Annotated in this window: 15 protein-coding genes and 1 pseudogene; 2 read left to right on the plus strand and 14 right to left on the minus strand. The window is 35.4% G+C overall.

Features of this window, described 5'->3' with window-relative positions:
- Positions 1-64: 64 nt before the first annotated feature.
- A complete protein-coding gene (locus EQG49_RS06510) occupies positions 65-391 on the minus strand; it encodes a bacteriocin immunity protein (RefSeq protein WP_165964810.1) in 327 nt (108 codons plus the stop codon).
- A 642-nt stretch (positions 392-1033) separates the two neighbouring features.
- On the opposite strand from EQG49_RS06510, the gene EQG49_RS06515 reads away from it, so the two are divergent.
- Both EQG49_RS06515 and EQG49_RS13690 read left to right on the plus strand, forming a co-directional pair.
- Entirely contained in the window at positions 1034-1423 is a 390-nt protein-coding gene (locus EQG49_RS06515; protein WP_133363213.1) for a hypothetical protein, read from the plus strand.
- Positions 1424-1443: 20 nt separating this feature from the next.
- On the plus strand, positions 1444-1605 hold the full coding sequence (locus EQG49_RS13690) for a hypothetical protein (RefSeq protein ID WP_165964811.1): 162 nt from the start codon (positions 1444-1446) through the stop codon (positions 1603-1605).
- 535 nt (positions 1606-2140) lie between these two features.
- Here EQG49_RS13690 and EQG49_RS06520 read toward each other — a convergent pair.
- From EQG49_RS06520 to EQG49_RS13695, 13 genes and pseudogenes are all read right to left on the minus strand, one after another.
- Positions 2141-2761, minus strand: a complete 621-nt coding sequence (locus tag EQG49_RS06520; RefSeq protein ID WP_133363214.1) for a hypothetical protein — start codon at positions 2759-2761, stop codon at positions 2141-2143.
- Between the two features lie 168 nt (positions 2762-2929).
- Positions 2930-3505: a hypothetical protein gene (locus tag EQG49_RS06525; RefSeq protein ID WP_133363215.1), complete on the minus strand. Its 576-nt coding sequence runs from the start codon at positions 3503-3505 to the stop codon at positions 2930-2932.
- A gap of 368 nt (positions 3506-3873) precedes the next feature.
- The gene (locus tag EQG49_RS06530; RefSeq protein ID WP_133363216.1) at positions 3874-4443 is read right to left on the minus strand and encodes a hypothetical protein; all 570 of its coding nucleotides are present in this window, start codon (positions 4441-4443) and stop codon (positions 3874-3876) included.
- 38 nt (positions 4444-4481) lie between these two features.
- Positions 4482-4778, minus strand: a complete 297-nt coding sequence (locus EQG49_RS06535) for a bacteriocin immunity protein (RefSeq protein WP_133363217.1) — start codon at positions 4776-4778, stop codon at positions 4482-4484.
- Between the two features lie 20 nt (positions 4779-4798).
- Entirely contained in the window at positions 4799-5011 is a 213-nt protein-coding gene (locus EQG49_RS06540; RefSeq protein ID WP_133363218.1) for a hypothetical protein, read from the minus strand.
- A gap of 66 nt (positions 5012-5077) precedes the next feature.
- The gene (locus EQG49_RS06545) at positions 5078-5350 is read right to left on the minus strand and encodes a helix-turn-helix domain-containing protein (protein WP_133363219.1); all 273 of its coding nucleotides are present in this window, start codon (positions 5348-5350) and stop codon (positions 5078-5080) included.
- 28 nt (positions 5351-5378) lie between these two features.
- Positions 5379-6743 (minus strand): bacteriocin secretion accessory protein, encoded by a 1365-nt coding sequence (locus tag EQG49_RS06550; RefSeq protein WP_133363220.1) that lies wholly within the window; start codon positions 6741-6743, stop codon positions 5379-5381.
- A gap of 9 nt (positions 6744-6752) precedes the next feature.
- Positions 6753-8904, minus strand: a pseudogene (locus EQG49_RS06555) (peptide cleavage/export ABC transporter).
- Between the two features lie 52 nt (positions 8905-8956).
- A complete protein-coding gene (locus EQG49_RS06560) occupies positions 8957-9550 on the minus strand; it encodes a hypothetical protein (RefSeq protein ID WP_133363221.1) in 594 nt (197 codons plus the stop codon).
- 55 nt (positions 9551-9605) lie between these two features.
- Positions 9606-9920 (minus strand): helix-turn-helix domain-containing protein, encoded by a 315-nt coding sequence (locus EQG49_RS06565; protein WP_133363222.1) that lies wholly within the window; start codon positions 9918-9920, stop codon positions 9606-9608.
- 33 nt (positions 9921-9953) lie between these two features.
- Complete coding sequence (locus tag EQG49_RS06570) at positions 9954-10514, minus strand: hypothetical protein (RefSeq protein ID WP_165964812.1); 561 nt, start codon at positions 10512-10514, stop codon at positions 9954-9956.
- Between the two features lie 343 nt (positions 10515-10857).
- On the minus strand, positions 10858-12216 hold the full coding sequence (locus EQG49_RS06575) for a glycosyltransferase (RefSeq protein WP_133363224.1): 1359 nt from the start codon (positions 12214-12216) through the stop codon (positions 10858-10860).
- Position 12217: 1 nt separating this feature from the next.
- On the minus strand, positions 12218-12376 hold the full coding sequence (locus tag EQG49_RS13695; RefSeq protein WP_165964813.1) for a hypothetical protein: 159 nt from the start codon (positions 12374-12376) through the stop codon (positions 12218-12220).
- Positions 12377-12897 lie beyond the last annotated feature (521 nt).

Genomic DNA, 12897 nt, shown 5'->3' on the forward strand with positions numbered 1-12897 from the left:
CGACTTGGCTTGTTAATACATCGTTGTCTGTCATTTTCAATTGCGTCAGACTGGTACTCCATACCTAAAATTGCGAAACATCCCCGTAATTGGAACGATACCGGCTATTAACCCCAGCTCGATTACCAATATCAGTTAATTCGCGAATTATTTGCTGCTGCTCATCAGTAAAGTAATACCCCTCAGTGTATGCGTTAAAGTTGATATAATTGACCAACTTATTCAGTAAACCTTCGGGCGCTTCACCGGCCTGCAGATGCTTGAATACTTTTAGCAAAACGGCTTTTAATTCAGTCAACTTAGTATTGTTTGTCATGTCGATGCTATTATACAAAACATCAACTAACTCCTCAGAATTTTTGCCAAGTGCGATTCGTTTTTCATTATGCATACTAATTAGCCACCTTTCAATTGAAACTGGTTGCCGTGAACGCCTATCAGATACGTAACATCCACTGCTGTGTGTTATTACCATCCCTATTAATGTAAGTATAATCCCCCATAGCTGCAGTAATGACCATACTTCGCATTTTATGCTATATACTGCATGCAAAATCCATCACATTAATCTGACTAGGCTGGTAGTGACGTAATTTAAGAGAAAAATGGCTCATTCAAGAGAACGCTCGTACTAAAATAAGCTAAACAACTATTATTAGGCTTATTGATAAGTGAGACCCACTTATCGGTAACTTTTGGGGCGAGTTTTATTTTTTTACCTTTGTTGTAAAACGACGTAACTCGTCTCTTTTAACACTAAAGGATGGAAATGATGATAAGTGAACACAATTTAATAATTGGATTGGTTATCATTGCTGTACTCATTAGCCCATATGATTTATTTTTAATTATTAACAACAATAAGATTAATTAATAGCAAGTGATGCGTTACATCATAGCAATTATGATTTTACCTTACTCGCTATAAACGTTGATACAGCAACATGTTACACACATGTAACCCCATGCTTTCTAGTCATTTCAATAAAATAGTTCCATAATTGATTACATCAAAAGGAAATGGAAATTTTATATGCAAGTTGCTAAAATTAAATTAGGAACCATGTTTTTAGCGGCAACATTCTTAGGCACTGTTGGTGTTAATTCGGGAGTTGCATTAGCAGACATCACCACTACGAGTTCACCTAATTCAAATGTTACAGTATTAGGTGGAGATGCTGATTTTTCATCTACCGGTGGAATTGATCCAAACGACCCCATTATTGGGAATAGCGGAGACATTAAATATATTTCAAATGAAGCCATTCTTAATTACATGGCAATTAATTCACCAACCGAATATAAAAATATGCCTAATTCGTTGAAACAAGAAATCTTGGCTCAAGATGAAATACGTCAAGGTACTACTAAATACGTCAAGCTGAAAAATGGACACTATAAGATTTATATAGCGCCATTGTAAAAGCTGTTAAGGTTGGTTATATGAGTGCTGGTGCGGGTCCACTTGCTTTAGCTCCTATATCTGCTGCCGTAATTGCTGTAGTCGCAACAGCAATTACGGCAGCCATCGGATATATCCCAGATTCTCACGGAGCTTGGTTTGAATTTATTGAAAGTGGTTTAATTAAATATGGCAAACAATAATTCAACAAAGAAAAAAATTTTAATTGCTCTATTAATAACGCTCATTATTGAAGGCATACTTTACTTTACAAATCTTAATCGACTGTCTTTTGCTCCATTTATCGGATTATCTATCTACTTAATCAAATTAATGAAGTAGTTTCTAATTGCACAAAATGAACCGAGGTTGGAACATAACTTCCGAGGCAAAAAGGGCTTAACCAAGCGCTGAAAATCGCTTGGTTAAGCCCTTTCTAGTGTAATTATATTTCAAAAATTTTAAAAGGTACTACACGCTCGATTTTTATTTTTGGGGCTGCTATCTTAGTCAGCAATAAAATCAGCTGTCAAAGTCTTGGCCTACTCATAATTTTTCGCAACCAAGTTCTTATTTTCATAATTTAGCTCAACATCCTTAAAGATGAAATATATTCACGTTCATCAAAATTTACATGTTGTTGCCAAATTCCGGCAAAAAAAGCACCACCCCAATCCCGAAAACAAGATTAGTTCAGTGCTTCAAATAACAAAATAATAAATAGGTACCCCACCCAACTCAAGCGTGCCGGCCAAATCCTTCATTACCACCTTTTTCAAGGTCACCAGTGTAAGTTGGATAACTAGTTTCAGCAATCAACTTTTCATATTCATTATCAAGGCGACCCGAAAACTCCGTGCGGTTACTAAAACTTCCGAATCGATCAAGCTCCAAGTCGTCGACGAGGTTCACTTGTTCATGGAGCTTGCTGTGCAATAAATCAAGACTCAACATCGGATTATTATTCAGGATAACGAGATTCGGTTGTTCAATCCGCTCAATCGAAAACACTGTACTATATACATTCCGCAGCCGACCACCACCATTAACATAGTTACGCACAACACCAACATGCATCGCTGCAATATCCTGATACCGTACCGCGAGTTTTTCTGTATCATCCGCTACCACACGAATACTGTCCTGATCAAAAATCACCGTATTTTTCAGTTGGATATCCTTCGGTTGCATCCCATTAAACACCCGTACCACACTGTAAACTAAGTGCCCCGCTTTATTCGACTCCATACCATACTTTTTTCCATCAAGTTGTACGTTGGCATGAAAGAAGCGTGCATCTTCCAGCGCTTTACTTAAATTTTGGGTACTTGGTTCTTTAAAAATTGGTCCATTAATCATGTTATCCCCTCCAAAAATTCCATGCTTTTGGATACCCGCCCGGTTCCAAAAATTGCATACGGTAATTCACCTGTTCATTTGTAACCGCTTACATTATATTGCAATAAAAAAATCACGGACACCTCATGATACAAAATGTAACAATTTACCGACGATTGCAGCACCACTTTAATTTTGTTCACCCGTCAAAGTGTAGCTTTTTACGCGTGTCAAAAAGGGCGTAGCTTCTGCTAATGTTTCAAATCCTCGCTCATTAATTTTCTCAACTAATTCACGTCCCGCTAGGTTACTATCAAACTTTTTTAACAATTTAAGTTCGTCTACAACCGGATAATGTGTAGCAAGTTGCAATACCTTTAACGCCAATAAGCTAGTTTCGTTCATAAAATAATAATGGTCATTTTTCGTTTCAACTTCTAAGTAAGTAAAAAAATGATCTTCCGGTTCGTGAATTAATCCCGCGCTAATACCTTTCCTACGCACCCAACTAACGTGTAATCCAACGATTTCGTCCGCTGCAATATTTTTAAACGTCTCATTATTCGCATTCAAAATCGAAATTGTATCGACCCCAATTTCCAAAACCCCCTTTGCTGGTTTAGTGTTGAATATCGATTTACTATTGTGCTTTGAGTTTAATGGATACAATTCACCGCTCACCGTCACATCAATGTCCGTTAATTTATCGTCATCGTTCAGATAGTACACTGTACCATTTTTTAATACATCTTCAATTGGTGTCATTAGTTATACACCTTTCGATTGTAATCGCTTACATTTTAGTGAAACAACATCTCACGCAAAACGTATACGTGCCGCCTAAATATAATCAAAATATGGCGTGCCCTGCGTCAATTTTGGTCAAGCGGTTTGTTGTATTAGGATAGTACATGTCTTGCTTGAGTGCTTGTTCTAAATTTGTCATATTGTTGCCCCCATTTTTTCATTCTCCATATATATGAAATTTACACAATTATCGTCAACCTAAACCGCCCTAATCGCAACATCTGCCACTAATTTAATTATAAGTCGCATGCTTATCAACAATGTACAGTCTTCGCATTTTTATTAAATTATTACCACAATACATCAGCTATCCGGCTATAAACTCCTCACATTGGTATTCTCTTCATTCGTTCAATGAAATCCGTACCCTCAGTCAATTTGTCAAAACCAAATTTTCTGACAAGATCACTCAATTCACCACTTGTAGTCGCCACTGCAAATTTAGTTTTTAAACCTAGCTCATCAACCACTGGATAATTTACATCCAGCGCCAATAACTTCATGGCTAAAATAAGCGACATATTCACAAAATGGTAACTTCCGTTTAACGTTTTCAACTCAATAAATGTTCGATAATTATCCGTTGGCAGTGAAATGTATGGGACGCCATTACCAGATACTTCACTAACCAAACTAACATGTAACTCAATAATGTCTTCATTTTTAAATGATAAAAATAGCTCATCATCTGATTTAAGTATATCAATACCACATTCTGTAAATTTCAATAAACCTACTACTGGTTTAGGCTTCCCAAATGCTACCCACTTACCATTATGTTTCGTATGCAATGGATAGTTAGTTTCATCCAAACTAACATCAATCTGTGTTAGTTTTTGCTTGTTATTAGGATAGTACACTACGCCGTTCACTAAAATATTCTTTATGTTTGTCATGTTCATTCCTCAAAATTAATTATTAACCTGCATAATAATCATAATGTTGCGGTAAATCCAAACATCATGCCATTGTTATTAGATGAGTGAGCCAAGATGGTTAATTCTTTAAAGGCAGCGTGTCCTTCATCAGTTAAAGAAAATTTTTTCTGAAAAATTAAGGGATTGATTTGCTTAACAAATTGCAGTAGTAGCACGTGTGGTTCATTTTTTTCGTTATCAAGCTTGGCAAAAGTTTCTTTAATTAATTCTTTTGCTTCATTATTGTCACCAGCTAACGATTTGTAAATTGTTGATAGCAATTTTTTTGCCTGATCGTTGATATTATTTTTCATAATTTAAGCACCTCAACTTTTTAGTAGGCGTGCCCAAGACTATTCCCGAATGCTCCAAGGATACCTTGAGCGACACCACCCCAATCCACACTAACTTTACCATTAGCAGAAACATGAACGCCATTAGGGTAAGTTTTTGAATTTGAGGATTTCTTTTTCTTTCCCCCATCAATAGATGCTAATTCCTCTTTTTCAATTTTAGTGTATTTCATAGCCAATTCGTCCAATGCCATTTTTATTTTCCCTCCGTACAAACCTTCTAAAAAGCAATTTCTTCGTGTTGACAGTTTGTACCACTATCATCGAATTAATTCATCAACTGTTATCTCAAAAAAATCAGCCATCTCAATTAATATATCAATTGATGGCGTTCGTACACCACTTTCATAATGCGAAATTGCAGAACGCGCGAGATTCAACTTTTCGGCTAATTCAGTTTGTGACATATTAGCACCTTGTCGTAGGCGCTTAATATTCTTACAAATATTTCGTCCATCCCAAATTGGGTTGCCTGCCACCTCATCTTTTTCCGACAATTCATGCCGATGTAAGTTTTCAAAATTTTCTTTCATTTTTATCCCTCACTGCCGTCTGCAATATTCATTTATCAAGTAACTTATCCTTATAATAGTTGAAAAAAGTCTTCTTGCCGGTAATCACAACAAGCTTTCCTTCTAATCCATACCTTAAATGCGTTAATTGTTTTTTTTCAATCCGGGTCGTTGCCACCACTTTGAATACATTTCCCTTAGAAGTCGCTGTTGGTGCACTGGCAATTGATTGAATCTTGCCTCGTAAAATTAATGGTTTCGGTAATGATTGATACAAGCTGAGTCGTACTGATTGCTCATTCTTTAAATTAACTACATCAGCTACTGAAACATACGCTACCATACTAATTTTTGTCTGATCCTTTAGTATTGGGTACAACTCTGCGATAACGCTCCCAGCGGGAATCATTTGTTGCCCTTTAACTTGTTCATTCTCATGAATAATCCCTGGTGCTGGCGCAACAACTGAATTTTGGTAATTTTCATTATGTTGTACTTTTAGTTTTGCTTGCAATTGTTCAAGATTTGCACTTAAAGTAGTTTGTTCCTTACTTGCCGCCAACAGCTGTTCCGACTTCAATGAAGCTAGTTTTGCAGTCAAATCATCTGACTTATCAGCTTTATCAGCGATACCAGCCACCTGAACTTGGTAACTTGCCTTAGTATCCTGTAGTTGGTCAATCTGTTGTTGGACGCCACTAACAGTCGTCGCTTTCAACGCGGCACGATCGTGTTTGGCTGTATTACGTATTTGTTGCTGATATAGCTTGAAATTAGTCTTTAACGAACTACTTTTAGCTAATACATTTTTATTACTCTTAATTGACTGCAAGAGTAACCGATAGTCATCAATTTTTGCTTGATATCTTTCTAATTGCGCATTAACTTTGCCTTTAACTTTAGCTGAACTCTGATTTGCTTTATCTATCTGGGTATCACTTTGTGTTTGTGCCGACTTCAATAGTTTAACCTGAGCTAAGTAATCATCTAACAAGCTTGAATATCCAAATTTGTCAGCGTTTGTAAACGTATTCGTATCGGTTTTTAAGCCTGTTTGTAATAATTCCAGTTTGATTTCTTGCTGCTTCAAATCTGATAATTGTTCATTCAGCAGTGTCGTTTCACTCACAGCATTTTTAGCGTTATACGTGAGTAACACTGTCCCCTTTTTTACAACTTTATTATCCGCTAAATTATTATTAACAATTGGATTACTGCTGGTTGATTGAATCGTGCCAATTACCCGTGTTGGCTGCAATTCCCCCGTTGCTTTAACCACAATTTCTTTCTGACCAAACAGTGAGAAACCGACAATTAAAATAACAATTAGCAGTATTGGTACAATAATCAATGTCGAAAAATTTTGATAACGGCGGTGATAGAATTCAGCACTCTCTAATAATTTTGGATCCATTGTATTCCCCTATTTATTAAATAAATCATAATAGAAACCATGGTTTGCCATTAAATCAGCATGTGAACCTTGCTCAATCACGCTACCTTTATCCATGACTATCACTTTCTCTGCACGTTCGGCAATTGTTAATCGGTGTGCAATGAAAATAATTGTTTTATCTGTTAGGTTCAACAAATTATCCATAATTTTCTTTTCAGTTAGAACATCAAGGTTACTAGTTGACTCATCAAAGATAATCACCGGTGCCCCTGTAAGAATTGCCCGGGCAATCGCAATTCGTTGTTTCTGACCACCGGACATGCCACTAGACTCAGATAATTCACTATCGTATTTTAATTGCATTGCCTCAATGTCGTCACGGATTTCAGCGAGTTCCACAGCGTGCTTAATATCTTCATCGGTTACACTTGGCTGAGCTCCCAGTGTAAGATTCTCCATGATCGTACCGGTAAAAATAAATGGTTGTTGCGGAACATAATTCACGTATTGGCGAATTTGTTTCTTATCAACATCAGCAATATCATTTCCATTAATTAATACTCGTCCACTATTTGGTTGAAAAAAATTAACAAGTAGCTTAATTAAGGTCGTTTTACCAGATCCACTAATTCCGACTAATGCCACTTTCTCTCCCTGATTAATTTGCGCGCTGACATCATTCAATGTGAGTTTGCCAAACCCATAATTAAAGCTAATATTTTCAAAGACAATATCACCAGCCAAATTTTTAGGTGTTATTGGTGCTTGTTTAGTTTTGAATTCTGAATCGACCAGATAAACTTCATTTAGTCGATTATTAGCGACTTTAGCTGCCTGTAATTTTGTCTGTAAGTTAATAATTGTTTGCAATGGATTAGTGAAATATGCTAACAACGCATTGTACGTTACTAGTTCCCAAATACTGATACTACCTTTCATTACTAACTGTGCCCCGACCCATAAAATAACTACGTTTAAAATCAATTCCATCCCATCTTTAATTGCAGTTTGAATAAGGGTGGCTTTTTGATATTTGAAAGATTTATCTAGTGTTTCGACAAACTCTCGATCAATCTTGGTGTAACTGGCCGCTTCACTGGTTAATGATTTTATCGTTTCAATCCCATTGATATTTTCAATAATTGAAGAGCTTAACATTGAATTACTCTGCATCACATCATTATTCATTCGCTCAAAAGGCTTCATAAACAATAGAATGATTGCTGCATAAACTGGAATAGAGACTAGGGTAATTAAAAACAACTTCATATTCTGGACAGCTAGGACTGCGCCCACAATGATTAAAATCCATACATCTAAGAACAATGACAACATCGTACTAGCCAATGCATCAATGATTGAATTAGCATCCGTAAATCGTGAAATAATTTCACCAGTTCTCCTAGTGGCAAAAAAAAGACATTGGCAATTCAAAAATGTGTTTAATGTACGACAAAATAACGTCAATCGACAAACGTTGTCCCATTACCGTTAATAAATAATTTTGCGCAAACGTTAAAATTTGCTGAATGATGTACGCTACAATCAACCCCATTGAAATAATACCTAAGGTGCTCTTCATGGCGTTTGGAATGAAAGAATCAATAATCCCTTGTAGGAAATACGAGCCAATAATACTGATAATTGTGACTAAGACTGAAGCGATAATGATGTTAACAACTAACTGGCGTTGTTTCATTAAAATTGGAATAAAGGAAAGTAGCGAACCTTTCGATTCACTCGTAGGTTTATACTCTGGTGTCGGCGCAATAAATAACGCCACGCCTGTCCATTCAGCTTCAAATGTATCTCGTGGTAACTTTGTAATTCCTACGGTATCATCCGGATCGGCAACTAGCACAGATTTTTTGTACGCCTTAATTACAACATAATAGTGCGGAGTATCTCCATTTTTTATCACGTGAGCAATAAACGGATATGGTATATCATTCATCTCGAATAACGACATGTCAGCACGTACCGCTCGTGTTTCAAAACTTAAATCTTCAGCTGCTTTCACAATCCCTAGTGCAGTTGTTCCCTCCATATCTGTCTTTGCAAGTTCACGTAGATGCGCTAGTGACACGATAGAACCATATGTTCTGATAATCATGGCTAATGCTGCAACACCACAATCACGTTCATCAATTTGAGGAATTAGGATAAATTTTTTGAACATATATTCTCCAATCTACACAAGCAAAAAAGAATCAGACACATCGGAAAATAAATTAGAATGCGGTACCTAACATTGTCATGTATTCTGGATAATTAGTATTTTTGATAATATCTACGTAATTTTTATCAAAATAATTTTGTAGCATCCTCTCATCAAATGTCTGTGAGATTGTTTTTAGATTTAACGGATCTTCTACTTTAATTCCATCAAATACTTTGTTATTTACAATTAGTACAGCCAGGCTAAGTGAGTGACTTACAAAATAATATTCCTTATCGCCCAAATTGAAGTAGATAAATGTCCAGTATTTATTATCTCCAAAGAGAAGTGGCCCACCGTGACCAAATGTCCGAAATATTCCAACTTCAATCGATTCAATATCAGAATTATAAAATTTATCAAAAATTTCACTAGTTTCGTCGTAGAGCGATACGACATCATTTTCAATCTTTACCAATCCAGATACTTGAGAGCTTAATGTCTTCATGTAAGTGTAATCAATATATTTTCCAATTTTGTTTCCATCCTTTTTAGGGTACAAAATACCATCAATATCAAAAATCATAAGAGACAAATTTGTTTGACTTTTCCCAGCGATATTAGCAAAATTTACGATCCTAGTTGTATCAAAAATATTAACTTTCATAATGAATTCTCCTTTTAAGTGTTTTAAGTGTACTATACCCTGCTGTTGCAAGCGCTTACAGAAAGCTCTGAAAGCCCACGCTTGCATCATTTAATGCTAGCAAAATAGATGTTCTATCCCCCAACACTAATACGTCGAGGGAAATATTGACTACTTGACTAATTGTAACAACCAAATCAATTGAAGGTTCACGAATTCCCCGTTCATATTTGGACAATAGTGCTTGATCAACGTCAATCTCCTCTCCAAATTGCTCTTGAGTGAGCGTTAACGCATTTCGAATGAGGCGCATATTCTCGCCTAACGAGCCTCCTGAAATATAACTCAGTTCGGAAAGACTGATATTTTCAAACTTATCGAATATATCCATTCCAGACCTTCCTTTCGTTTGCGAAAAGAAAAACTATATATACTTAGCATAAATTGTACTTTTGACTAAGTTTTGATATGAGTACTCATCTATTTGTTTCATTAAATGGCGTAAATCAGTACTTACATTGAACTTTTCAATTAACTTTAAATCATCAATTATTTCATATTGTGAGTTAAAATTAGCTAACGTGAACGATAGGATCATTGAATGAACAAGAAAATAATACGATTGAGTATACGTTCTTAGTGTTATCATGGTTCGGTACATTTTTCGCCCGTTTAAATAGTGTTGTCGTATTATTCCCACATGTATTGCTTTAATATCTTCAGAAAAAATAGTCCTAGTTTTTTTTTCATCATACTGAATTTTCACTTCTGAACGTTCAAATTCTATTGTGCTCATTTTGCGATTTGGCAAATCACCAGTAATTTTTTTCAATTCTGGATAATGCGTATGCCCAATTATGGCATCAACTCTCGTTAATTGAGAGTTTGTATTTATTTCATACACTGGATTCCACTTAATTAAATCGTTTAATTTGTCCATAGCTCCTCCAAAATCAACTGAGAAAATACTGCCAAATGCATTCATTATTGACAATCGCTAGCAAAAATCATATCAACACGCACAGTATAAGTCTCTTATGTACTTAAGACAAGTACATATTGTATTTTTTTACGCTTAATGTAAAAGTGTTGTTGGTTTTTTTGCACTTTGCTAATCTTTTGTGCTATTTCCAATATAACCACTACGTGAAAAGACTAAATAAAATACTTTAAATATAAAATGGCACCTACTTTTAAAATCTGCGTGAATGCAGAATAAAAGTAAGTGCCAATAATGCATATTCGTATGAGGTCGAGTCAAGCGTTAACGGTCAAGCGAAAACTATTTGTTAAATCTTTGCGACGTGCTGGTACACGTTATCGTTTCTTTACGTTAAAAATTCTTCCCAAACCCCGAGAAATCCCAATGCTCTTGAGTCTGTAATCGTTGTTTTTAATTGTTTTGCCTGTTCAATTTTCCCTTGCATAAGATATAACCGGATAATTAGAGCAGTTATGATATCTGTATTTTCTTGAGAACTACGGTATGCTGCTTCAGGATCTAAAGCAGCCATAGACGCGACTAATTCAGTAGTTAAATTCATAGCGTCTACTTCTAAAGCATGGAATTTCAAGGAGAATATAGAAAATAATATGGTATAGTTTTGCGGGAAAAGCTTATGCGATTCCTCACTAATTCGTAACGCATCAGTGATTTCGTTTTGCGAAATCAAGTATGAAATATATTTTTTTAACAAATCTAATAAGTAATCGGAATGGTTCACGTTGTAAACTGAAAATGGAAGATCCTTATTATTAGTAATTGCTTCATATATCGATGGAATGTACTGTTCACCTAAACTGGTGTAATTTAACATTTCTGAGTTCAATAATGATAACAGCCTAATATTATGAGGTTCGTCCTTCAGCATCTCCAACAATAATTTATTATAGCGTTCCTTTTTGTTGAATTTTTCCTCCTGACCTTGAGTTCGTCCCATGTTTACAACGTTTATTTTACTTTCAACTTTGTATATTCCATTGATTTCTGCATCGGTTTGGTCAATGCTTGGAAGTATTTCTTCATGAACCTTCCCCACAAAACGGGTACCATCTTTCACTCTAATAATGCGGTCAACTTTTGCAAAGGTTTCCGTCCCATATGCAGTTGTATGGAGCTGTATTACAAGGTTACTTTTAGCTGCATACATATAATCAACCATATTTATAATTATATGCAATAATTTCTTAGACATTGGTGGTGTCATTGTTTCATCTGAATCAATAAATAAAATCCAATCCGCATTATCCGAAATTAAATTAATCATGTAATTACGCATTTGTGCATAATCTTCAATCCAATTTTTTTTAAATAATTTAATGGATGGGTTTACATTTATTTCCGATTTGACAACATCAACTGTTTTATCAGTGGAACCAGTATCTAGAATATATATTGAATCCACAATGTTTGATACACTATTAATCATTTTGCCAATATTGTCTTCTTGATTTTTAACCATAGTGGCAACCGTCAAATTTAATTCATTATTCGCCACATAATCTATAAGATTTCCCACGTATTCATTAATAGATTGTTCTTTCGGCAAAATATCAGCAAACTGTTCATCAATATATACAAAATTAAGCGCCTCAATGAGTAAATTTGCGGTAATTTGTTGGTTATAAGAAAAAGACTTCTGACCAGAAGCCAAAAGCCCTTTCAAAAATGTGTTTGTATTTGGCACACTAGTTACCAGACCGTTCGTTAAAAAGTAAACCGGCAACGCTGACAATATCACGTGCAAGTGCAAGGGCACCTGTTGGCTTCTTTTTACCACCTACTGTTTGTTGCAACTCTACATTTGAAAGTTCAGTGTAGAGTGAAGCAAAATCATTCATCTTCATAATCCATCCTCCAAAATAAAAACTAGAAATTACTAACGACAATAACAATTTGAATCAGTTTCGTTCCTTTTTCATTGGAACAAGTACAGTATAAAGCCGTTCATAACACTAATTCCATGACAACATGTACTATGAATCCCAAAATGCCAAATTGTCATATTTTTTCTAGCAATAGTATTTTCTAACAGGAACTAACCAAATTATTTTATTTTTTTGATGGTGATTAGCTAAGCACACGGAGTTCGTACATAAGACGACATCTATTCATCTTAAGAAACAAGCTACAATTTTATTTATTGTCGCATTTCTATTAATTTCGAGACTGAAGTATTCAAATTAATATCGTACCCACAAACATCCATAACAACGCTACGTTTATGCAACCAGTAGTTCCTAGACATCGCGTTAAATAGCACCGTATACTTGGCACCGTTGGATTGATAAAATTTATCCAAACAAGCATGAAAGGAGAATACTCATATGTCGAATAATATGGATAGGTTTACTACTTTGGGCTCTGC

It is taken from the genome of Periweissella cryptocerci (assembly GCF_004358325.1).
In the GTDB taxonomy this organism is placed as follows: Bacteria; Bacillota; Bacilli; order Lactobacillales; family Lactobacillaceae; genus Periweissella; species Periweissella cryptocerci.

Excerpts from the sequence above, each read along its gene's own strand:
- EQG49_RS06570 (WP_165964812.1), bottom strand. The coding sequence starts at position 10,514 with ATGAATGCATTTGGCAGTATTTTCTCAGTTGATTTTGGAGGAGCTATG.
- EQG49_RS06545 (WP_133363219.1), bottom strand. The coding sequence starts at position 5,350 with ATGAAAGAAAATTTTGAAAACTTACATCGGCATGAATTGTCGGAAAAA.
- EQG49_RS06540 (WP_133363218.1), bottom strand. The coding sequence starts at position 5,011 with ATGGCATTGGACGAATTGGCTATGAAATACACTAAAATTGAAAAAGAG.
- EQG49_RS06560 (WP_133363221.1), bottom strand. The coding sequence starts at position 9,550 with ATGAAAGTTAATATTTTTGATACAACTAGGATCGTAAATTTTGCTAAT.
- EQG49_RS06565 (WP_133363222.1), bottom strand. The coding sequence starts at position 9,920 with ATGGATATATTCGATAAGTTTGAAAATATCAGTCTTTCCGAACTGAGT.
- EQG49_RS06550 (WP_133363220.1), bottom strand. The coding sequence starts at position 6,743 with ATGGATCCAAAATTATTAGAGAGTGCTGAATTCTATCACCGCCGTTAT.
- EQG49_RS06530 (WP_133363216.1), bottom strand. The coding sequence starts at position 4,443 with ATGACAAACATAAAGAATATTTTAGTGAACGGCGTAGTGTACTATCCT.
- EQG49_RS13695 (WP_165964813.1), bottom strand. The coding sequence starts at position 12,376 with ATGAAGATGAATGATTTTGCTTCACTCTACACTGAACTTTCAAATGTA.
- EQG49_RS06535 (WP_133363217.1), bottom strand. The coding sequence starts at position 4,778 with ATGAAAAATAATATCAACGATCAGGCAAAAAAATTGCTATCAACAATT.
- EQG49_RS13690 (WP_165964811.1), top strand. The coding sequence starts at position 1,444 with ATGAGTGCTGGTGCGGGTCCACTTGCTTTAGCTCCTATATCTGCTGCC.
- EQG49_RS06510 (WP_165964810.1), bottom strand. The coding sequence starts at position 391 with ATGCATAATGAAAAACGAATCGCACTTGGCAAAAATTCTGAGGAGTTA.
- EQG49_RS06515 (WP_133363213.1), top strand. The coding sequence starts at position 1,034 with ATGCAAGTTGCTAAAATTAAATTAGGAACCATGTTTTTAGCGGCAACA.
- EQG49_RS06520 (WP_133363214.1), bottom strand. The coding sequence starts at position 2,761 with ATGATTAATGGACCAATTTTTAAAGAACCAAGTACCCAAAATTTAAGT.
- EQG49_RS06525 (WP_133363215.1), bottom strand. The coding sequence starts at position 3,505 with ATGACACCAATTGAAGATGTATTAAAAAATGGTACAGTGTACTATCTG.